This window comes from Chitinophagaceae bacterium, from assembly GCA_016699815.1.
Classification (GTDB): Bacteria; Bacteroidota; Bacteroidia; order Chitinophagales; family Chitinophagaceae; genus Ferruginibacter.
The window spans coordinates 1,159,595-1,181,325 of sequence record CP065012.1; the positions used below are offsets into that span (position 1 = coordinate 1,159,595).

Here is a 21,731-nt window from a genome sequence, read left to right on the forward strand (position 1 = left end):
CCGGCGTTAATAATAATTTCAATTTTGGTATAAAATTCTCAATATTTTACTGCCCAATTTGCAATTGCCCAATTACCAAAAATTTGTAATATTGCCAGCCTGCTTTATGTACAACGATTTATTATACCAAATTGCCCTTACCCGTGTGCCACAAGTAGGCGATGTACATGCCAAAAACCTGGTGCAGCTGTATGGATCGGCAGAAGCCATTTTTAAAGCGCCCAAACAGCAACTGGAAAAACTGGAAGGTATGGGTACCATAAGGGCAAAAAACATCAAGCAGTTTCAGCAATTTAGCGATTGCGAAACTGAAATTGCTTTTATTGAAAAATACAAAATTGTACCGCTTTTTATTAACCATCCCAGTTACCCAAAGCGCCTGCTCAATTGCTACGACAGCCCTCCGTTGCTCTTTTACAAAGGCAATGCCGACCTCAATACCACAAAAATAATTTCTATTGTGGGCACCCGCAGCAACAGCGATTACGGCAAACATTTTTGCGAAAGCTTTTTAGAAAATCTTAAAAATTCGGACATCCTCGTCATCAGCGGCCTGGCATTTGGTATTGATACCCTTGCGCATAAAAACGCATTAAAAAATAGCTTGTCTACTGTTGCCGTATTGGCTCATGGGCTGGACAGGATTTATCCCGGCGAAAACAAAAACCTGGCAAAGCAAATGACCGAACAGGGCGGCCTGCTCACCGATTTTTGCAGCGGCACTAAACCCGATAAACAAAATTTTCCCAAACGTAACCGCATTGTTGCCGGCATTTGCGATGCATTAATAGTAGTGGAAAGCGGCAAAAAAGGTGGCTCACTTATTACTGCCGAGCTGGCCAACAGTTATAATAAAGATGTATTTGCATTGCCGGGAAAAAGCACCGATACCAAAAGCGAAGGCTGTAATTTTTTAATTAAAACCAATAAAGCCATGCTGCTAACCGAGGCTGATGACCTCCTTAAAATGATGAACTGGGGAACGCCAAAACCCATTATCCAAAAACAACAAAGGGAATTATTTATAGAATTACAGCCCAATGAAAAAATTATTGTAGAATTACTAAAGCAAAACGATAAACTTTTTATTGACGAACTCTATTTAAAAAGTGGCCTGAGCAGCAGCGCCGCCGCACAGGCCTTGCTCATGCTCGAAATGGAAGGTATTGTAAAATCACTGCCGGGAAAAATGTACCAGCTTATATAAAAGGCCGAATGATTTTTTTCTCTACCTTTGCACATGGCTACAATAAAATATTCTTCCCAGCAATTTATTGAACAAAAATTAACCCAGGGGCTTACCTTTGACGATGTATTGCTCACACCCGCTTACTCACAGGTTTTACCCAAAGATGTGGACATTTCCACAAAACTTACCCGGCATATTACCCTGAATATACCGTTGCTTAGCGCCGCAATGGATACGGTTACAGAAGCCCAGCTTGCTATTGCCCTTGCACGGGAAGGCGGCCTCGGTATTTTACATAAAAACATGACCATTGAAGGCCAGGCCAGCCAGGTAAAAAAAGTAAAAAGAAGCGAAAACGGCCTTATTCTCGACCCCATTACCTTAACAGCAGATGCTACCATTGGCGAAGCATTAAAATTAATGCGTGACAATAAAATTGGCGGCATTCCCATAATAGATAAGGCGCACAAACTTATAGGCATACTTACCAACCGAGACCTGCGCTTTGAAACCAACCTCAAAGAAAAAGTAAGCGCCGTAATGACCAGCGAAAATTTAATAACAGCGCCAGAAGGAACCGATTTAAAAAAAGCACAACTATTATTCAAAAAAAACAAGGTAGAAAAACTTCCGGTGGTAGATAAAAAAGGTAAACTCATTGGCTTAATTACCTTTAGCGATATATTAAAACTGCACAGTAACCCTTACGCTGTAAAAGATTGTTTTGGCAGGCTGCTTGTAGGCGCTGGCGTAGGCATTACAAAAGATTCCCTTCTAAGAATTGACGCTTTAAATAATGCAGGTGTAGATGTAGTATGCCTGGATAGTGCCCACGGCCACACCAAAGGCGTAATTGATACTTTAAAACTTGCCCGCAAACAATTTAAAACCCTGGCCATAATTGCCGGTAATGTAGCCACCAAAGAAGGCGCACTTGCCTTAGCCGATGCAGGCGCAGATGCTGTAAAAGTGGGCATTGGCCCAGGTTCTATTTGTACCACCCGTATTGTTGCCGGTACTGGCGTGCCGCAAATTACAGCAGTAATGAATGCAGCAATGGCATTAAAAAATAAAAATATAGGCATCATAAGCGATGGCGGCATTAGATATACCGGCGATATGGTAAAAGCCTTAGCAGCAGGTGCCAGCGCCGTAATGATGGGTAATGTTTTTGCAGGCACCGAAGAAAGCCCCGGCGAAACCATTATTTACGAAGGCCGAAAATTTAAACAATACCGTGGCATGGGTTCATTGGGCGCTATGGCACAGGGCAGCAGCGACCGCTATTTTCAGGACACAACAGATGATTCCAAAAAATTTGTGCCCGAAGGTATTGAAGGCCGGGTTGCGTATAAAGGTTTTTTAAAAGAAGTAACGCACCAGTTTACCGGCGGCCTTAGGGCGGGCATGGGTTATTGCGGCGCTTCCAATATTAAAGAACTTCAAAAAGCAAGTTTTGTAAAAATTACCAATGCAGGTATAAGAGAAAGCCATGCACACGATATTGAAATTACCAAAGAAGCGCCTAACTACAGCAGGTAATCTCTTTCTGTTTTATTTACGAGTTAACGCACTGCATAGCCTGCAAAAATTGTTTTAGTGCATAAATGGATATTTTTGCAAAGGCGTCATGAAAAAAATTTTCCTTTTAGTCAACCTTTGTTTTGCTGTTTGTTTTAACAGGCAGCAAAAATTATTTGCGCAGAACAGCACCCGTATCCGCATTTCTTTACTCACCTGCAGCCCGGGTGAAGAATTGTATGCCAGCTTTGGCCATAGCGCTTTAAGGGTAATTGACAGCAATGCCGTTACGGATATTATTTACAATTACGGCACTTTTGACTTTGACGACCCCGCTTTTTACTCAAAATTTGTGAGGGGAAAACTGTTTTATGCATTGAGCATAGAAAGGCCCGAAGATTTTTTGTACAGTTACCATGCCGAAAACAGGAGCGTTACAGAACAAGTGCTGGATATAGCTCAACCGGAAGCATTGGCCATAAAACATTTTTTGGCCGAAAATATTAAAGAAGAAAAACGCTGGTACAAATATGATTTTGTAAGGGACAACTGCACCACACGCTTAAGGGATATTTTGGTAAAATTAAAAAAGCCTGCCCCGCAATTACCACCGGTAATGCCGCTGGATTTTACTTTCCGCAATGCCATACATTATTATTTAGATGCTACCCAAAATTACTGGAGCAAACTCGGCATAGACCTATTGCTGGGCAGCAGGATGGATGTAAAAATGACAGCAGCAGAGCAACAATTTTTACCCGATAACCTAATGATAGCATTAGACAGCACAAAAAATTTTAACTATGTAAATGTCAAACAAAATTTATATACAGCCGTAAATTACCATTCAAAAATAAAATGGTTCAGGCCAATAATCTTTTTTTTGTTAATTGCATTTTTATGGCTTTTGGCATCTTTCTCAAAAAATAAAACCATGCAGGTACTGCTAAAATGGCTTGATGGGATTTTATTTTTTATTACCGGCCTATTGGGTTGCCTGTTTATTTTTATGTGGTGGGGAACCGATCATTTTATGACAAAGGATAATTACAACATGCTTTGGGCAATACCTTTTAATTGCGTTGCGGCATTTTATACCGGAAAAAATAAAAAAGGCAAAAGCTACTTTTTATTTACATCTTTCGTTTATACTTTATTGGTACTGAGTTGGTTTTTTTTACCACAGCAACTCAACATAGCCTTACTGCCTTTTGTTATTTTACTTATGGTAAGGTCGTATCTTATTTTTAAAAGCAAATAATGACCCTAAAGAATTTTTTATATCAAAACTGCAACATTTCATACCGCATTTACGGACAGGGAAAGCCCTTAATGTTATTGCATGGATTTGGCGAAAACAGCAGCATTTGGCAAAAACAGGCAGATGCATTAAAAAATAATTATTTAATCATCACACCAGATCTTCCGGGAAGCGGCAAATCTGCTTTTTGGCAAAAAGAAAATGTACAAATGCAGGATTATGCCGACATATTAAATGCAATATTGCAACAGGAAAAAATTGAAAAAATTATACTCATTGGCCACAGTATGGGTGGATATATTACAATGGCATTTGCCGAAAAATATGCTGAATGCTTAACGGCATTTGGTTTATTTAACAGCACAGCCACTGCCGATGACACTGAAAAAATTGCCACCCGTAAAAAAGCAATAGAATTTATACAGCAATACGGCTCGCAGCCTTTTTTAAAAACCATTATACCCGGTTTATTTATGGATGCCGGGGTTTCTGAAAAAGATATGAATAATTTAATTGAACAGGCGGTGCATTTTAAACAAGAAGCCCTTGTGCAATATTATAATGCTATGATTAACCGGCCCGACAGGCTGCAGGTTTTAAAAAATGCTACTGTTCCCATACTTTTTATTATTGGTGTGCACGATAAAGTTGTGCCTTTCAGCGTTATAATGCAGCAAACTCATTTACCGGAAAAGAGCTTTATCCATATTTTACAAAATACTGCACACATGGGCATGCTGGAAGAAACAGGAAAAACCAATAAAATTTTGGCAGATTTTTTAGAAAGCTGCTAAGCATTCTTTCGTTATTGTACAGCTTATTTGGTTATTTTACAGTCTTATTGTTATCAATGAAAAGAGGTTTACTTATTTGCTTAATTTTTATTAGTTTTATACAGCCTGTATTTGCAAGACATATTACAGGTGGCGAAGTTGTTTATGAATTTGTTAGCAGCACACCATCTACCCGTACTTATGTAGTTACTCTAATACTTTTCAGAGATAATTTATGTGTAAACTGTTCTGTAATGCCTCCCACTGTATCTATCGGTGTTTTTAGTAATGATAATAATGCTATGATACCAGGAAATTCTACCGGTGGATATTGGAACATAGCATTAAGTACTGTACAGGCATTATCATTAAATGCGCTCCCCAATTGCATTCAAAATGTGCCCAATTTATCTTACTCCGGGGGCTTTTATCCTTTTACGATTACACTTCCAAATAATAACAATGGATATACCATTACTTATCAAACCTGTTGCAGAATTGAAAATATTTCCAACACCACAGATTTAATGGGTGCCACTTATATTGGCCAAATACCCGGAAACAATACATTAGGTACAAATTTGCAGGATAACAGTCCGCAGTTTTCTCGTGGTATTTCAGTTGTGTGCTATAACCGGCCTTTTACATTGGATTTTAGTGCAACTGATCCCGATGGCGATTCCTTAGTTTATTCAATTTGTAATGCATTTAATGGAGGCCTTGCCGGAGATGCTGGATTTACTACTCCAGCCCCGCCACCTTACGGTAGTATACCTTATACTAACGGATATTCAGGAACACAACCTTTAGGACCTTTAGCACATATTGATCCAAATACCGGTATTATTTCCGGCATTGCTCCCGGAGAAGGTAAGTATGTGGTTTCGGTTTGTATTAATACTTACCGAAACGGCCAGTATATTGCATCGCACCGTAAAGATTTTATTATAAGCGTAGCGCCATGCGATTTTGCATACGTAAGCCTGCCAAAATCCATACCCATGTGTGATTCTTATACCTATTCTTTCAGCAATTTGGTTTCTTCGCCACTCAACCAAACCTTTCTCTGGGAATTTGGGGATGGCTTTACCTCAAGCCTGGAAGCGCCAACCCACACCTATGCCGATACTGGAACATACCTTGTAAAATTGTATGTAAATATGGGCACCGATTGTGCAGACTCTTCCTCTACTTATGCCAAAGTTTATCCTGGTTTTTTTGCCGGCATAAATCAAAATTCACCCAAGTGCATCAACAAAGCCGTACAGTTTTCTGACTCAACGGTTGCTGTTTACGGCCAGGTAAATTACTGGCACTGGGATTTTGGCGTTACCGGCACCCAAAGCGATACGAGCAATATCCGCAATCCTCAATTTATTTATTCTGTTCCCGGCACTTATAACTCCACTTTAATTGTAGCAAGCAACAAAGGTTGTATAGATACCGTAAAAGAAGTAATTACCATTATAGAAAAGCCAGAACTTAAACTTACCAGCGATACTTTAATTTGCAATATTGATACCTTAAGGTTAAATGCATCTGCCAATGTTCCCGGCGGTATTGTATGGTCGCCCAATTATATGATTAGCAATACCACAATCCTTAACCCGCTGGTAAGCCCCAATACCGATACTTTTTATATAGCAACCTTTACCGATAATACCGGCTGCGTGGCAACAGATACGATTTATGTAAATGTGGTGGATCATGTAACCTTATCGGTAATGCCCGATACCTCTACCTGCGGCAACGACAGCCTGAGGTTAAATACCAGCGGCAACGGTTTATATTTTCAATGGTCGCCTGCCACAACTTTAAGCGCTGCAAATGCTCAAAGCCCTGTTGCACACCCTGTAGATCCTGTAACAACATACCATGTAACGGCATCAATTGGAAAATGCATGGCAAATGATGATATTACCGTTACCCGAATACCTTATCCTGAAGCCTTTGCCGGGAGAGATACAACGGTATGTGCAGGCTCCCCTGTTTTTTTACATGCAAGCGGTGGAAGTATTTATGAATGGACGCCCAACCTGTATTTAAATAATCCTTTTATAGCAAACCCTATTGCCAATCCGCAGGAAGATATGCGCTATGTAGTAAAAGTAAATGATTCTTTAGGATGCCCTAAAGCGTCTTTTGATACGGTTTTTGTAAATGTGGCCGTAATTGATGCCGATGCCGGCCCTAGAGATACGTCAATTGTATTAAATCAACCCTTGCAGTTATTTGCCACGGGCAGCACCTTGTTTCAATGGGCGCCTGCTACTTGGTTGAGTAATGCAAACGTACAAGACCCCGTTTCGCTGCCGCAGAACAATATTGAATATGTTGTAAAAGTGAGCAACCCTGCAGGATGTTTTGATACCGATACCATAAAAGTGCATTTATACCGTGTACCGGCTGGTATTTATATACCCAACGCTTTTACCCCTACCAACGACGGCCGAAACGATAATTTTAAACCCATTGCCCTGGGCATTAAAACCCTCAATTATTTTACAGTGTACAACCGATGGGGGCAATTGATGTTCACCACATCTCAAATAGGCCTTGGTTGGGATGGAAAATATAATAGTTCCGATCAGCCTCTTGGTACCTATGTTTGGCAGGTAAGCGCCATTGACTATATGGGCAACCAGATTGATAAAAAGGGAACAGTAGTTTTAATAAGGTAAATAAAAGACTTGTTTTTCTGGCTTATAACATTATAATAGTCACTCATTTATAATATACATCGGCTTTTCCTTTGAAATGCAAAAAGCAGGTATTATTATTGTACTTGTCTAACGCCAATTAACCGATGAAAAACCGCTTACCAGTAATTTTCTCCTTTTTCATTTTATACTGTTGCAGCAATGCTTTTGGGCAAAATAATGTAATAAAGCAAAAACCCTGCTCCAATGAATTTATTATGGGGCAGGCCGATAGTATAAAAAAAGAATTTACCAAAATGGGGTTTGTGGTGTTAAAAGAAGCATCAGTATCCATGGAAAGTGAGTACGAAATGCCGGTAATTGTTCCATTAAACGAAGGCAACCTTTATCATTTTGTTTTTATTGGCGATATAACTTCAAAATTATACGAAGTACGTATGTACGACTGGAATGAACGCCAGGTAGTGTATAAAAAGAACCAGTGGGGCGATGTGGATGGCAATATTATCAACTATGACTACATCCCACGCTTTAGTGAGTACCACATGATAAAACCTGTGCAGGTAAACAAAAAGAAAAAGTTGCTTTGTGGTTATGTACTCTTATTAAAAAAGGTGAAATAGCCCAAGGTAAAAAATATTTATTCAAACTGCAATTACGGATTTTTTTTATGCCCGGCAACTATCTCCTCCACTATCTTTGCCGCAATAAATTAAACAGTAATGCTCCAGCAAATTGCACCATATATCGGTTACCTGGCTTCGCTTTGCCTTATTATTGGGCTTTTGGCAAAAACCGAGTTGTTTTTTCGCATTTTTTCTGCCAGCGGCTGTACCTGTTTTATTATTTATGCCATTATTTTAAACGCCATACCGGTATTAATAACCAATGGCACTTTGTTTTGCATCAACATTTATTACCTGCGTAAACTTTTAAAAAAGAAAGAGTTTTTTGATTTAATAGAATTTAAAGGCGAAGAAAAAATGATTGACCGTTTTTTTCAATATTACCAGCAGGATATTGCCGGGTATTTTCCATCTTTTCAAAAAAATATGCTCCTTCAAAACCTAAACTTTGCCGTACTTAGGGATTTGGTGATAGCCAATGTATTTAGCGCAAAGCTTACCGAAAAAGGCGATGCCGAAGTAAACATCAATTATACCCTGGAAAAATACCGGGACTATAAAGTAGGAAAATTTATTTTTCAACGGGAAAAAGAATTCCTGCTATCAAAAGGCATAAAACGCATAGTGTACCGGCAGGTGACTAATAAAAATCATTTATATTTTTTAAAAAAAATGGGGTTTTTGCCGGAGCAGGCAGGCAACGAAACTTTTTGGGTAAAAGCAATATGAATTAATAGTTAAATTTTGATTTAAATCCTTATAAACTTCATTTAGCCCTTTTTGAGCACTATTTTTGCATTATATTTTTTTTGCCAAAAAAAAATTGTGGATTATGAATAAAAAAAGCCAAAAAATGATAGTAGTGGGATTAGCAGCATTTGTTGCAGGCGTAGCCATTGCCGAATTGCTCCGTAATGCCAATACCCATAAAAAACTCACTCAAATTGCCGAAGAAGGTTATGAAACCGCTTTGGATATTTTATTTCCTGAAAAGGAAGTGGAAGGGAAAAAACTGCATTTTGGCCCCGTTTTACCCGAAGCATAAATCGTATATAGCTTTTTAAAATAAAAACATCCTGTAATTTTTTAGGATACAGGATGCTAATTATTAATATTTATTTGAAAAGGATAATACAGAGTTACCTTGCTCCCGGCGGGCAATATTTTTTAATAAAATTGGTATATAAAGTACCCAAATGTCTTTGGGTTCCCGGGCCTTCGCTTATATTATGCGTACGGTTTGGATAGGCCATAAACTCAAACTGTTTATTGTACTTTATTAATTCATTCAATAAAACCTCTGCATTGCTGTAATGTACATTGTCATCGCCAGTGCCATGTATATACAACAAGTGTCCTTTTAATCCCTGTACATAAGTAATCGGTGACCCCTTAATAAAGTCTTCCCTGTTCTCCTGTGGTATACCCATATATCGTTCCTGGTAAATATTGTCGTAAAACAATTGGTTGGAAACTGCTGCAATGGCAACGCCGGTTTTAAAAATTTCAGGATACCTGAACATCAGGTGTAGCGTAGATGAGCCGCCGCCACTCCATCCCCACACGGCAACCCTGCTGGTATCCATATAAGGTTTTTCCAGTATTTTTTTTGCTCCCATGGCCATGTCCCTAATATTGATATCACCAATTTTATGGTAAATAGATTTACGCCATTGCGCTCCTTTTAAAGCTGGTGTTCCCCGGTTATCAATACCTACCTGTATATAGCCATCTTCATTCATATTGCCATATAAAAAGTTACTGTGTGAGCCGTAGCTATCTTGTGTAGTTGTAGTTGCTGGCTCGCCATATACATAAAACACAACAGGATATTTTTTAGCAGGGTCAAAATTTGCAGGTTTATTGATCCAAGCATCAAGAATAATATTGTCTTCGGTAGTTACCTGCAGGTATTCAACGTTAACAGCGGGATCAGTTTGCAGGCTTTTTGCAATGGATTTTGCCGGGTTTAATGGTTTATTATCAGGCAGGCTTATCCATTCGCTCACCGGTGGCGTATTGTGGTTGCTAAAACTATGCATGGCAATAGATGCACCCGGTGAAATTTGATAATTGTGTGTGCCTTTTAATGATGCATTGCTTACCAGTTCTGCATCCTGTTTGGAATTATTGATACGGGTGCGGTATAAATACAATTGCGTTGCATTATTGGGCGATGCGGTAAAATATAAATAATTATTTTTTTCATCCACTGCTTTTAGCTCACCAATATCATAATTGCCATTGGTAAGTAACGTTGTATTTTTTCCATCCCTGCTTATTTTGTAAATATGTCTCCAGCCGTCTTTTTCGCTCACCCATAAAAAATCCTGTCCCTGGTTTATCCAGTTCCAACCCACCGGTTTATCCGTATTTAAATCTACCCAGGCATCATCGTTTTCTGCCCAAAATGTGCTGCAACTGCCATCACTAATTTTGCAATCAATCAATTTGCTTTCCTGTTGTTTGCGGTCCATTCTTTGCACCACAAGGTTGTTATTACCCGCCCATTCCATACGTGGAATATAGTGTTGCTGTGCATCTCCTTCAAACATCATCCATTTTATTGCACCGCCATTTACAGAAAAAACGCCAATTTTTACAGCGCTTGGCAACTCTCCTACTTTTGGATATTCAACAGGTATGGGTTTGGAATAATTAGAGTCGGTAGTATTGAGCATGTAATAATCTTTTATTTTAGTTGCATCTACCTGCCAAAAAGCAATATGCTTGCCATCGGGGCTCCAGCGAAAGCCATCCCGGCAAAAAAATTCTTCTTCGTAAGCCCAGTCAAAAGTTCCGTTTATGAGTTTCCTTGTACCATCCATTGTCATTTTTTTAATTATACCAGTGGCTATATCTTCTATAAAAATATTATGATCGCTTACATAAGCTACGGTTTTTCCATCCGGTGAAAATTTAGCAAACATTAAAGATTGCAAGCCCAGCCCTTTACCCAATTGGGTAAGTTTATTGCCACTCAAAACCCAGTAGTCTCCACGGGTGCGGTAGCGCCATACTTTTACTGTATGGGTAAATAGCAAAACTTTTGATTTATCGGCGCTGTATTCAAAACTTTGTGGGCGCAATGCAGCGGTTTTACCTGCGGGTATCAATAGCTCACTTTTTATCAAAACGGTTTCTGCATCTGTTCTGGGATCTACCTTAATGATATTTCCTTCTTTAAAACGGACAAAACCGGCTCCATCGGGCGACCAGTTAATTTCTTGTGCCTTTACACTATACATTATGGCGATACAGGTAACCACTAAAAAGATTTTCTTAAAACGCATATTTCTTAATTTAAGTTTTAAAGATAGCAAAATGCTCTTACCTGCTATTACCGTTGCTGTAAAAAGAAATGATAATTTTGCAAAATGAATACAGAAAAGTTGCGGCTGGACAAATATCTTTGGGCCATTAGGCTTTTTAAAACCAGGAGCCTTGCCACAGAAGCCTGTACAAAAGGGAAGGTTTATTTTAATGGCTCTTCTGCAAAAGCTTCAAAGCAGATAATAGAAAATGATGAATATGAAGTAAAAACTGCAGAAAAAAAATGGCGCATAAAAGTAACCGGCCTTTTGAGCAACAGGGTTGCCTTTACAGAAGCCATAAAGTATTATATTGACCTTACGCCAGCAGAAGAAATATATAAAACAGAATTTGCACCAGCATCATTTTACACCGGTAAAAGAATGAGTAAAACCGGTAAGCCAACAAAAAAACAAAAAAGAGACAGGGATAATTTCTTTAACCAATAAACAAATTTATCAATGCAGATAGATATTATAACCGTTGTACCAGGACTATTGGATGGACCTTTTTCTCATTCCATACTTAAAAGGGCTACCGAAAAGGAATTATTAAACATTAATATTATCAACCTTCGAAATTATACGAGCTATGCCCGTGCACAGGTAGATGATTACCCCTTTGGCGGCGGCGCTGGCATGGTGCTTATGGCCGAGCCATTAGTAAATGCCATTGAGGCACTGCAACAAAAAACCCAATATGATGAAATAATTTTTCTTACCCCAGATGGAGAGATTTTTAACCAGCAAATGGCAAATAGCTTATCGCTCAAAAAAAATTTATTGCTCATTTGTGGCCACTATAAAGGTATAGACCATCGTGTGCGGGATCATTTTATAACCAAAGAAATTTCTATTGGCAACTATGTATTAAGTGGCGGTGAGCTAGCTGCTGCCGTACTAACGGATGCTATCGTAAGGCTAATTCCGGGTGTGTTGAACGACGAAAGTTCTGCATTAAGCGATTCCTTCCAGGATAATTTACTGGCACCGCCAGTTTATACAAGGCCAGAAGTTTTCAGGAACTGGAAAGTACCAGAAGTGTTGCTAAGCGGCAACCATAAACTTATAGATGAATGGAGGCACAATCAATCCATGCAACGTACCCAAAATTTAAGGCCCGATCTTTTAGATAAGCTTTAAATTTATTATTGCTTTTGAAACAGGCTGTCCGGCACATCAATATTGGTTTCAATTTTATCAAATACTATGGTGCCATTTGATGTTTGTATAGAAAAAGGAAACCAAAAACCATCTGCAGTTTTTCTAAAATCCGAGTAAGTGGATTCTGCATATAAAGATTGCCCGTTGAACCATACTTTTTTCATGGTTTTTACCAACCTGCCCGATTTCATATCAATATAATAGTAATTGATATCACCTGCCTTATCGGTTACTTTTAACTTATGCACAGGCTCCCCATTTACCATGTCCGAGCCATCTACTTCTACCCTTATATCCTTATTCTTTTTATAATTTACAAATTCGCCGCCATGCAAATTAAAATTGGTTTGAAGGCTCCTGAATTGCCCATCATCCATTTTTTCTGGCTCTTTCATTTGTTGTACCGGCATAAATATCCAGCCTTCTGTTTTATTGGCCACCTGGTAATTTTCCATTCCCATAATTTCCATATCAAACCTATACCCACTATCGTGTACACAGGTAATGGATAGTGGTATTTCATAACCCTGGGCTTCCAGTTTGCCGGTCATTTTTACAGTAGTAAGGGAATCTAATTTTTCTTTTCCGCCCAGTACATTAATATAATTATCTAAAACATCATCTAAGTTTTGGGCGCTTACTGGCATAGTAAGGGCTAGTAGAACAGCAGCAAATACTAATTTTATTATTTTCATTTATGCAACATTTTATCTATGCGAAAGATAATTAAAAATATCAATCTTATAAAGTTTAATAGTTAATTTGTAACCCAATAAAATAAAAATATGTCCAGCGGTAACATAAAAGGCAACATTGTTAACATTTTTAATAAAACAATTAAGTACGGCAACGTTTCATTTGCCAATGGAAAAATCCTACAAATAGGCATTACCGGCCCGTTACAACCCAATGAGCCTTATATATTACCGGGATTTATTGACAGCCATGTGCATGTGGAAAGCAGTATGTTGGTTCCTTCGGAATTTGCAAAACTTGCAGTACTGCATGGTACCACCGGCACCATTAGCGATCCGCATGAAATTGCCAACGTATGCGGTATGGATGGCGTAAAATTTATGATTGAAAACGGCAAAACCGTTCCCTTTAAATTTCATTTTGGGGCGCCAAGCTGTGTACCTGCAACCGTTTTTGAAACTGCCGGGGCAAAACTCGATGCAAGTGATGTGAAAATACTTTTAGACATGCCGGAAATAAATTACCTCAGCGAAATGATGAATTTTCCAGGGGTATTATTTGGAGATGAGGAAGTGATGAAAAAAATTGATATGGCCAAAGAAAGAAATAAACCTGTTGATGGCCATGCCCCAGGGTTAAGGGGAGAAAATGCCAAAAAATATATTGAAGCAGGCATAAGTACCGACCATGAATGTTTTACTGCTGAAGAAGCATTGGATAAATTGCAGTATGGCATGAAAATATTAATAAGGGAAGGCAGCGCTGCAAAAAATTTTGAAGCGCTCATACCTTTGGTGCAGGATCACTATGAAAACATGATGTTTTGCAGCGACGATAAACACCCAGATAGCCTGGAGCTTGGCCATATTAACCAATTATGTGCCCGTGCAGTTGCGAAAGGTATAGATGTATTTAAAGTATTGCAAGTTGCATGCATCAATCCTGTATTACATTACAATATGCGATGCGGATTATTGAGACAAGGCGATAGCGCAGATTTTATTGTAGTAAACAGCCTCATTGATTTTAAAGTATTGCAAACTTATATTGATGGTAATAAAGTTGCAGAAAACGGAAATTCATTAATAAAAACTTTTGCACCACCTGTAATTAACCAGTTTAACTGTAGCCCAAAAACAACAAGCGATATTGCCATAAATGAAACCGGCCAAACCGAAATTGCGGTAATTGTTGCATTAGATGGCCAATTAATTACTGAAAAATTAATGCTAAAACCACTTATTGAAAACGGTAAATTAGTAAGCGATGTACAAAACGATATTTTAAAAATAGTAGTAATCAACCGCTATAATGAAGCCCCGGCAGCTGTGGCTTTTATTAAAAATACCGGCATAAAACTTGGCGCTTTGGCTTCAACGGTTGCACACGACAGCCATAATATTGTTGCAGCGGGTGTTGACGACGAAAGTATTTGCAAAGCCATTAACCTGGTAATACAGCATAAAGGTGGCGTAAGCGCCGTATACAATAATACAAATCTTGTATTGCCATTGCCTGTTGCCGGGCTTATGAGTAATGAAGATGGCTATAAGGTTGCGGCTGATTATACAGCCATAGATAAATTTACAAAAGAAGTTTTAGGCAGCACTCTTACCGCACCGTTTATGACGCTTTCCTTTATGGCATTATTAGTAATTCCACATTTAAAATTAAGTGACAAAGGTTTATTTGATGGCGACAAGTTTGAATTTATACAATAGTCGCAACACCAAAATAAAAAAAACCGCACTCAAAATGCTGCGGTTTTTTTATAGAATAAGCAGTACTAAAATTTAAACCCTTCCAGTGTGTTGCCTCCGCTGCGGTAATAAATTACCCTTCCCAGTTCATCCATTTTATAATCCGGGTCTTTTTTATCTCCCAGCAACATATCTGCAATTCGTTTTCCGTTTTCTTTGTTTACAATGGTAATGCCTGCATCTTTACCCTGGTTGCTGCCAAATGCAGTAAGCATGGCTACAAAGCCATTGGCCTGTGCCGTAGCATTAAACCTGCGTGAAATACTTTTAAACCCGGCAATGCCCGATGAAAAACCTGCAGTAGCCAAATTGTTACTGGCTTTTATATTGGCATCAAGGCCGGGATCGGTACTGCCGTAGTAACCTTTTGCATAACTGAGTTGAGCGCTTTGAGCTGCGCCTGCTGCGCCAATCATCATACTGGTTGCGCCTCCAAGGCCCGATAGTAGCTTTCCGCCCATTGTTCTGCCAGGAGCCGGAACGTAAGTATGGTAAACCAATTTTGCATCACTATCATATAAGCTTGCATTTTGATCGCTGGAAATAAAAATTTTATTATCATAAATTCCCATAGTATTGGGCTCTTCGTCCCGGTTAAAATTTAAACTTTGCAGCCATTCGTCCATATCTCCGGTTTTAAAATCTACTTTATACACTTTCCCATTTCCATAAACATAGCCAGTGTTTTCATCCACATTATATCCCAGGCAGTTTTTTACTTTAAACCCTTTTTTCCAGGTTTTATCGCCTGTTTCCATATCGAGAATATTAATTTGTTCTGTTGTTCGGAAATAAAGGCCCTGCGGTACCAATTGCAAATCGGTAACATCGCCTTTAATACTGATGGGTTTTTTGGTTATGGATTTTCCGGCATCAAGGTCAACAATACTTATAAAATTATCTCCTTTGTCTAACTCTGTACCAAGTATTAACTTATTTCCGGCAAGTTTATAAGCAAGTATATCGCCTTTTAAATCTACATCTTCACTGTTCCATTTTGTATTTCCTGTTGCAGGATCCAACAGGATTAAAGTTGCCCTGTTTTTACCGGCAGCATTGCTTTTCTTGATTTTTCCAATAAGCCCGCCACCGCCTGAATTGGCTTTGGCAATATCTTCCTGCCTTTTTTCGGCTGTGGCAATTATCATCCCACGGCTGTCTTGCAAAATGTAAGCTATGGGAGAAGGCAGTTTAAACCTTGTCCAGGTTTCATTGCCTGTGGCTGCATCAAACTGTGTGATATAATCCTGGTTCCAAAAATAAAATTTTGATTTGTCTGCTCCCTGGAAAAAGTCGGCCGAAGTCATAGTTTGCATTTCAGATGCGCCGCTTCCGCCAAATGCTTTTCCAAACCCACCAAAACCCGATTTTTTCACTTGCTTTTGCACCGGCAAATCACTTTTCATGTCAATTGAATATAAAACTTCGCCGGTAGTTTTATTTAGGTTGTAAATATTTTTATCGGTAGCAATTAATATGCCGCCATTTACTTCCCTGGCTTTTGAAACCAGCTGCTCCGATTTTTTTTCAAATACCTTCTCCTGCTCCCAAACTTTACTGCCTGTTCCCAGGTCGGCAAGTACCAGTATTAATTTGCCATTTTTGTTTCCGCCGTAAAAAAGCATTTGGTTGCTTTGAGGCAGGTAAAGTCTTTTTAGTACATTATGAAAACCCAGGTCTTCGGTGTTGAGAATGGTTTTACCGCTCACCACATCCACCACTTTGTTATTGCTTTTAATTAGTTTTGCTTTTACCAGTGTTACGTAGGGCGTTCCGTCATGCACATCCAGGTTTTCTTCCTTAATATTCTCAATATCGTCTGCCTTCCACGCTTCTTCACCATTGGGAGAAATACCATATAAAGCATCTTTGGTTGCTACCATTACTGTACCTGCATCGGTAATACGGTACCAGTTTATTTTTGATGGGAATTCTTTTGTCCAGTCTGCATTTTTTTGTGCAAACAAGCTTAAGCCGGCAGCAAGGCTAATGAAAAATAAAAATGTTTTTTTCATAAATTTTTAGTTTTGAAAACAAATTGCAATCTTAAATTTTTGTGTTGTATAAGAAAAATACCTTTAGATAAAATATACAGGAGTGAGTTAACGCACAAAGAATATGAAAAATTTTATACTTTAACAAGAAATAGCAATACTGTTTTACCCAAAACCATAAAATGGGCTGTTCGGCCCATAGGCAGCCACCAGGATTTATATCTTTAAATAGAGCCAAAAATTGAGTTTTGGAAAAACCAAATGGGCTATGGTAAAAAAAAATAGTTTTACACCTAAATTTAAGACACAAGAGTCTTTTTTAAAATTAAGGTATCTTTGCCGCCAATTTTAAAATCCCACCGTAATATATTTAGCATATGAGCCAGAAAATGAGGACACTAACCGAGCCATTTAAAATAAAGATGGTAGAGCCTTTACGCATTACTACCGAAGCATACAGGCAAGCCGCATTGGAAAAAGCCGGTTATAATCCTTTCCTCTTGCGCTCCGATGATGTGTTTATTGATTTATTAACCGATAGCGGAACCGGCGCCATGAGCGACCGCCAATGGGCCGGCATAATGATGGGCGATGAAAGCTATGCCGGTGCAAGGAGTTGGGAACATTTACAAGCCGTAGTACAGGAACTAACCGGTATGCAATATGTATTGCCCACGCACCAGGGCCGTGCAGCCGAAAGGATCTTGTACAGCATCCTGGGTGGAAAAGGAAAAATTTTTATTTCCAACACCCATTTTGATACCACACGTGCCAATATAGAATATGTAGGCTCTGAGGCCATTGATATTGTTTGCAAAGAAGCCAATGATGTAGAATCGTATGCTGCTTTTAAAGGAAATATTGACCTTGAAAAATTAGAAAAACTAATTACCCAGTATGGAACAGGTACAATTGCAGCAGTAATAATTACAGTTACCAATAATTCTTCCGGTGGCCAGCCAGTAAGTATGCAAAATATGAAAGCTGTAAGAAAAATTTGCGACAAACACGGCTTACTTATGGTAATAGATGGTTGCCGCATTGCCGAAAACAGTTATTACATAAAGCACAGGGAAGATGGCTTTACCGAAAAAACCTATAAGCAAATTGCACAGGAAATGCTGAACCTTGGCGACGCATTTATAATGAGTGCAAAAAAAGACGGCATGGTAAATATAGGTGGCCTGCTTACCTTAAAAGATGAAGCGCTTTCGGTAAAATGTAAAAACCTGCTCATTATATCGGAAGGTTTTACAACTTATGGTGGCTTATCGGGAAGGGACATGGAAGCCCTTGCTATTGGGTTAAACGAAGTGTTTGATAAAGATTATTTGCATTACCGCATCCGCAGCACGGCTTATTTAGGCGAAAAATTAAGAGAAAAAGGAGTTCCTGTTGTGTGGCCCATTGGCGGGCATGCCGTTTATATAGATGCCAAAAAATTATATGCCAATGTTCCGGTGGTGGAGTATCCCGGCCAGGCATTGGTAATTGACCTGTATCTTAAAGGGGGCATTCGATGTGTAGAAGTGGGCAGCGTTATGTTTGGTAAATACAACAAACAGGGCAAATTGGTGCCTGCAATAAATGAACTGGTACGCATGGCAATACCCAGGCGTGTGTACACCCAAAGCCATATAGATTATGTACTGGATATTTTTGACGATATACTGGAAATAAAAAACAGGAACAAAGGATTTAAAATTACCTACGAACCGCCATTTTTAAGGCATTTCACAGCACATTTTGAGCCGATAAAATAAGGGTACAAGAGTCTTTTACAAAAGCTTTTGTAACTTTGGTACACTTTCGTTTTGTTATAAATTAGAATAAATTGAGTTGCAAAACGCAAATAAAAAAATTGCACTTCATGTAAACCAAACCATGCTGGCAATGTACCAATGCTTGACTTATATAGCTCCGCCAACCCATTGGTTTCGGTAATAATGGCTACTTACAACCGGTCGGGCTTACTACAGCGCAGCATTCCTTCATTTATAAACCAAATATTTAAAGATTGCGAACTAATTGTAGTAGATGACGGCAGCAATGATAATAGTTTTGAAATAGTAAACCATTATATGAAACACCATGAAAACATCCGTTATATAAAACATAGCAACCGCAAGCTATCTCTTTCAAAAAATGTGGGTATTGCAGCTTCCGCAGGAAAATATATTGCTTTTTTGGACAGTGATGATGAATACCAACCCGATTATTTGGAAAAAAGGGTAAAGTATATGGCAAATAATCCCAGGGTTGATCTTATTGAAGGCGGCGCCAGCATAATTGGCGACAGATATGTTAAGGACAAAAACGATTTGTCCAGGAAAATACATTTATCCCTTTGTATCATCGGCCCAACCTTTTTTGGCAAAAAAGAAGTTTTTGTATCTCTAAATGGATTCGACAGAAATATTTTTTACAGCGAAGACAGTGAATTTTGGGAAAGGGCAGAAAAAAAATATTGTTTAAAAAAAGTTGATCTTCCGGGATATATTTATTACCGGGATACTGCAGACAGTATTTGTAATAATATTTAAAATAAATATTCATCATTAAATTATAAAAGGAAATGAACAAAAAAATTAATCCGGAAAGCCTGATGATGTCTTATGGCTATAAACCGGAGCTATCAGAAGGCGCTGTTAAATGCCCGATATTTCAAACTTCCACATTTGTTTTTAAAAGTGCAGAAGCGGGCAAAGCATTTTTTGAAGTGGCTTATGGCCGCAGGCAAAAAAATGAAGGCGAAGAAATGGGCCTCATTTATAGTCGTATCAACAATCCCGATTTGGAAATACTGGAAAACCGATTAACACTTTGGGACGAAGCTGAAGATTGCGCCGTTTTTGAAAGTGGTATGTCGGCTATTACCACTGTGCTCTTAGAATTTTTAAAACCCGGCGATTTATTGCTCATTAGCAGCCCGCTTTATGGGGGAAGCGATCATTTTATAAAAAAAATACTTACAAAATTTGGAATTATTGTTGTCGAATTTAAAGTGGGGCAAACCAAAGAAGAAATTATTGAAATTGTAAACAAAACCGGGCTTGCCCAAAAACTATCACTAATCTATATTGAAACACCAGCAAACCCCACAAATGATTTAATAGATATTGAAGTCAGTAAAGAAATTGCAAAATATTTTTCAACTTCCCAAAGAGAAATTTATTTAGCGGTAGACAATACGTACATGGGGCCAATATGGCAACACCCATTAAAGCATGGCGCAGATTTAGTTTTATACTCCGCCACAAAATATATTGGCGGCCACAGCGATGTAATTGCCGGCGCCTGCCTGGGCAACAAAGTATTAATTTCACGAATAAAAGTTTTAAGAACCTTTTTGGGCAATATGGCCAGCCCAAATACAGGATGGCTTCTGCTTCGTAGCCTGGAAACCTTAAAACTTAGAATGGATAAACAGGTTTATAATGCAACTAAAGTTGCAGAATTTTTAAACCAGCACCACACTGTAGAAAAAGTATATTTCTTAGGAAACCTCACCCAAAAAAATGGAGAACAATTTCATATTCGCAATAAACAATGCCTTACCAACGGCGGCATGATTTCTTTTGATATAAAAGGCGGGGAAAAAGAAGCGTTTAAATTTTTAAATTCCTTAAAACTTATAAAGCTTGCCGTAAGCCTGGGTAGTACCGAAAGCCTTGCCGAACACCCGGCTTCTATGACACATGTAGATGTAGATGAAACACTAAAAGCAGAGCTTTCCATTACCGATAAAATGATAAGGCTTTCTATTGGCGTGGAACATTATGAAGATATTATTAAAGACATTAAACAGGCGCTTGACAAATAAATGAAAATTAAATAAAATGCCTTCCCCTCATCTTATGGTAATATGCGATGGTATTTAACCGGCTAATCCTGGGGAGCATTTATGTTTGTCGCTATGGGATTAATCTACAGATATGTTACAAAGCAGCCATTTTCCTTTACAATTATCGCAAAAGAATTTATTTATTGGATGCTTGCTGGCTTAATTTACGGGATTTCAATAAAGTTATTTTTTAAATACATAAAAAAGAAGGCTTAATGCTTTCCTTAGCCAAAAATAACCACCTGCACAAAAATTTCTAACTTCGCATAATGGAAAATTTGCAACAGGTAGAAGAATTTAAGTCGTCCCCGGAACTGGTGGAAAAACTTTATGCCAACAGCCTTCAAAAAAATTATAAGGCCGGAAGCGTAATCCTCAACGAAAATTCCGCAATTCGTGCCATACCCATAATTACCAGGGGTATTATAAAAGTAATGCGTACCGATGAAGACGGGAAAGAGATACTTTTGTACTACATTAAAGCAGGAGAAAGTTGCATTATGTCTTTTTTAGGTGGCTTGCACAACGAAACCAGCAAAGTAAGAGCAGAGGTGGAAGAAGACGCCGAAATACTTTTTTTACCCGTAGAAAAAGTTGCTTTGTTCATTAAGGAACACCCACAATGGCTGGATTATATTTTTCGCCTGTACCATAATCGCTTTGAAGAACTATTGGAAGCAATAAATGCCATAGCTTTTAAAAAAGTAGATGAGCGCTTACTTTTATTGCTCCAAAAAATTGCTGAAATGAACCAATCCAAAACTATTTTAATTACCCACGAACAATTAGCCAACAAACTAGGTACTGCAAGGGTTGTAGTATCGAGGCTATTAAAAAACCTGGAAGAAAACGGGGTGCTGCAACTTAGCAGGAACAAAATAACCCTTGTGTAACCAATGTTGCTTATTATTAAGTCCAACATTGGCAATTTT

General features: G+C 38.5%; 18 protein-coding genes. 15 read left to right on the top strand and 3 right to left on the bottom strand.

Annotated features, from left to right (window positions below; translation table 11 throughout):
- The first annotated feature begins 106 nt into the window (after positions 1–106).
- From dprA to IPO46_05130, 8 genes are all read left to right on the top strand, one after another.
- A complete protein-coding gene (gene dprA / locus IPO46_05095; GenBank protein ID QQS63962.1) occupies positions 107–1,207 on the top strand; it encodes a DNA-protecting protein DprA in 1,101 nt (366 codons plus the stop codon).
- A gap of 66 nt (positions 1,208–1,273) precedes the next feature.
- Positions 1,274–2,731 (top strand): IMP dehydrogenase, encoded by a 1,458-nt coding sequence (guaB, locus tag IPO46_05100; protein ID QQS64321.1) that lies wholly within the window; start codon positions 1,274–1,276, stop codon positions 2,729–2,731.
- 88 nt (positions 2,732–2,819) lie between these two features.
- A complete protein-coding gene (locus tag IPO46_05105) occupies positions 2,820–3,971 on the top strand; it encodes a DUF4105 domain-containing protein (protein QQS63963.1) in 1,152 nt (383 codons plus the stop codon).
- Positions 3,971–4,765: an alpha/beta hydrolase gene (locus tag IPO46_05110; protein ID QQS63964.1), complete on the top strand. Its 795-nt coding sequence runs from the start codon at positions 3,971–3,973 to the stop codon at positions 4,763–4,765. Before IPO46_05105 ends, IPO46_05110 begins: the two co-directional genes overlap by 1 nt.
- Before the next feature lie 56 nt (positions 4,766–4,821).
- The gene (locus IPO46_05115) at positions 4,822–7,425 is read left to right on the top strand and encodes a gliding motility-associated C-terminal domain-containing protein (protein ID QQS63965.1); all 2,604 of its coding nucleotides are present in this window, start codon (positions 4,822–4,824) and stop codon (positions 7,423–7,425) included.
- 125 nt (positions 7,426–7,550) lie between these two features.
- Complete coding sequence (locus IPO46_05120) at positions 7,551–8,027, top strand: hypothetical protein (protein ID QQS63966.1); 477 nt, start codon at positions 7,551–7,553, stop codon at positions 8,025–8,027.
- 99 nt (positions 8,028–8,126) lie between these two features.
- Positions 8,127–8,759, top strand: a complete 633-nt coding sequence (locus tag IPO46_05125) for a YgjV family protein (protein QQS63967.1) — start codon at positions 8,127–8,129, stop codon at positions 8,757–8,759.
- Between the two features lie 103 nt (positions 8,760–8,862).
- A complete protein-coding gene (locus tag IPO46_05130; GenBank protein QQS63968.1) occupies positions 8,863–9,075 on the top strand; it encodes a hypothetical protein in 213 nt (70 codons plus the stop codon).
- A gap of 94 nt (positions 9,076–9,169) precedes the next feature.
- On the opposite strand, the gene IPO46_05135 is transcribed toward IPO46_05130, so the two are convergent.
- The gene (locus tag IPO46_05135; protein ID QQS63969.1) at positions 9,170–11,323 is read right to left on the bottom strand and encodes a DPP IV N-terminal domain-containing protein; all 2,154 of its coding nucleotides are present in this window, start codon (positions 11,321–11,323) and stop codon (positions 9,170–9,172) included.
- A gap of 84 nt (positions 11,324–11,407) precedes the next feature.
- On the opposite strand from IPO46_05135, the gene IPO46_05140 reads away from it, so the two are divergent.
- Together IPO46_05140 and trmD are read left to right on the top strand one after the other, a co-directional pair.
- Positions 11,408–11,791 carry an RNA-binding S4 domain-containing protein gene (locus tag IPO46_05140; protein ID QQS63970.1) on the top strand — a complete coding sequence of 128 codons (384 nt, stop codon included), beginning with the start codon at positions 11,408–11,410 and terminating at the stop codon, positions 11,789–11,791.
- 12 nt (positions 11,792–11,803) lie between these two features.
- Complete coding sequence (gene trmD / locus IPO46_05145) at positions 11,804–12,484, top strand: tRNA (guanosine(37)-N1)-methyltransferase TrmD (protein ID QQS63971.1); 681 nt, start codon at positions 11,804–11,806, stop codon at positions 12,482–12,484.
- 5 nt (positions 12,485–12,489) lie between these two features.
- On the opposite strand, the gene IPO46_05150 is transcribed toward trmD, so the two are convergent.
- Positions 12,490–13,200, bottom strand: a complete 711-nt coding sequence (locus IPO46_05150; protein QQS63972.1) for a hypothetical protein — start codon at positions 13,198–13,200, stop codon at positions 12,490–12,492.
- Positions 13,201–13,290: 90 nt separating this feature from the next.
- Here IPO46_05150 and ade point away from each other — a divergent pair, with 90 nt between their 5' ends.
- Positions 13,291–14,922, top strand: coding sequence for an adenine deaminase (ade, locus tag IPO46_05155; GenBank protein QQS63973.1), 1,632 nt, complete (start codon positions 13,291–13,293; stop codon positions 14,920–14,922).
- A gap of 65 nt (positions 14,923–14,987) precedes the next feature.
- Here the strand turns inward: ade and IPO46_05160 are convergent, their stop codons facing one another.
- Entirely contained in the window at positions 14,988–16,976 is a 1,989-nt protein-coding gene (locus IPO46_05160) for a PQQ-binding-like beta-propeller repeat protein (GenBank protein QQS63974.1), read from the bottom strand.
- Between the two features lie 368 nt (positions 16,977–17,344).
- On the opposite strand from IPO46_05160, the gene IPO46_05165 reads away from it, so the two are divergent.
- From IPO46_05165 to IPO46_05180, 4 genes are all read left to right on the top strand, one after another.
- Entirely contained in the window at positions 17,345–18,718 is a 1,374-nt protein-coding gene (locus IPO46_05165) for a tryptophanase (GenBank protein ID QQS63975.1), read from the top strand.
- A 138-nt stretch (positions 18,719–18,856) separates the two neighbouring features.
- On the top strand, positions 18,857–19,498 hold the full coding sequence (locus IPO46_05170; protein ID QQS63976.1) for a glycosyltransferase family 2 protein: 642 nt from the start codon (positions 18,857–18,859) through the stop codon (positions 19,496–19,498).
- Between the two features lie 32 nt (positions 19,499–19,530).
- A complete protein-coding gene (locus tag IPO46_05175; GenBank protein ID QQS63977.1) occupies positions 19,531–20,778 on the top strand; it encodes a cystathionine gamma-synthase family protein in 1,248 nt (415 codons plus the stop codon).
- A 290-nt stretch (positions 20,779–21,068) separates the two neighbouring features.
- On the top strand, positions 21,069–21,692 hold the full coding sequence (locus IPO46_05180) for a Crp/Fnr family transcriptional regulator (GenBank protein ID QQS63978.1): 624 nt from the start codon (positions 21,069–21,071) through the stop codon (positions 21,690–21,692).
- The last annotated feature ends 39 nt before the right edge of the window (positions 21,693–21,731 follow it).

Excerpts from the sequence above, each read along its gene's own strand:
- IPO46_05105 (QQS63963.1), top strand. The coding sequence starts at position 2,820 with ATGAAAAAAATTTTCCTTTTAGTCAACCTTTGTTTTGCTGTTTGTTTT.
- IPO46_05140 (QQS63970.1), top strand. The coding sequence starts at position 11,408 with ATGAATACAGAAAAGTTGCGGCTGGACAAATATCTTTGGGCCATTAGG.
- IPO46_05160 (QQS63974.1), bottom strand. The coding sequence starts at position 16,976 with ATGAAAAAAACATTTTTATTTTTCATTAGCCTTGCTGCCGGCTTAAGC.
- ade (QQS63973.1), top strand. The coding sequence starts at position 13,291 with ATGTCCAGCGGTAACATAAAAGGCAACATTGTTAACATTTTTAATAAA.
- IPO46_05165 (QQS63975.1), top strand. The coding sequence starts at position 17,345 with ATGAGGACACTAACCGAGCCATTTAAAATAAAGATGGTAGAGCCTTTA.
- IPO46_05150 (QQS63972.1), bottom strand. The coding sequence starts at position 13,200 with ATGAAAATAATAAAATTAGTATTTGCTGCTGTTCTACTAGCCCTTACT.
- IPO46_05180 (QQS63978.1), top strand. The coding sequence starts at position 21,069 with ATGGAAAATTTGCAACAGGTAGAAGAATTTAAGTCGTCCCCGGAACTG.
- IPO46_05135 (QQS63969.1), bottom strand. The coding sequence starts at position 11,323 with ATGCGTTTTAAGAAAATCTTTTTAGTGGTTACCTGTATCGCCATAATG.
- IPO46_05175 (QQS63977.1), top strand. The coding sequence starts at position 19,531 with ATGAACAAAAAAATTAATCCGGAAAGCCTGATGATGTCTTATGGCTAT.
- IPO46_05130 (QQS63968.1), top strand. The coding sequence starts at position 8,863 with ATGAATAAAAAAAGCCAAAAAATGATAGTAGTGGGATTAGCAGCATTT.
- trmD (QQS63971.1), top strand. The coding sequence starts at position 11,804 with ATGCAGATAGATATTATAACCGTTGTACCAGGACTATTGGATGGACCT.
- IPO46_05120 (QQS63966.1), top strand. The coding sequence starts at position 7,551 with ATGAAAAACCGCTTACCAGTAATTTTCTCCTTTTTCATTTTATACTGT.
- IPO46_05115 (QQS63965.1), top strand. The coding sequence starts at position 4,822 with ATGAAAAGAGGTTTACTTATTTGCTTAATTTTTATTAGTTTTATACAG.
- IPO46_05125 (QQS63967.1), top strand. The coding sequence starts at position 8,127 with ATGCTCCAGCAAATTGCACCATATATCGGTTACCTGGCTTCGCTTTGC.
- IPO46_05170 (QQS63976.1), top strand. The coding sequence starts at position 18,857 with ATGCTTGACTTATATAGCTCCGCCAACCCATTGGTTTCGGTAATAATG.
- IPO46_05110 (QQS63964.1), top strand. The coding sequence starts at position 3,971 with ATGACCCTAAAGAATTTTTTATATCAAAACTGCAACATTTCATACCGC.
- dprA (QQS63962.1), top strand. The coding sequence starts at position 107 with ATGTACAACGATTTATTATACCAAATTGCCCTTACCCGTGTGCCACAA.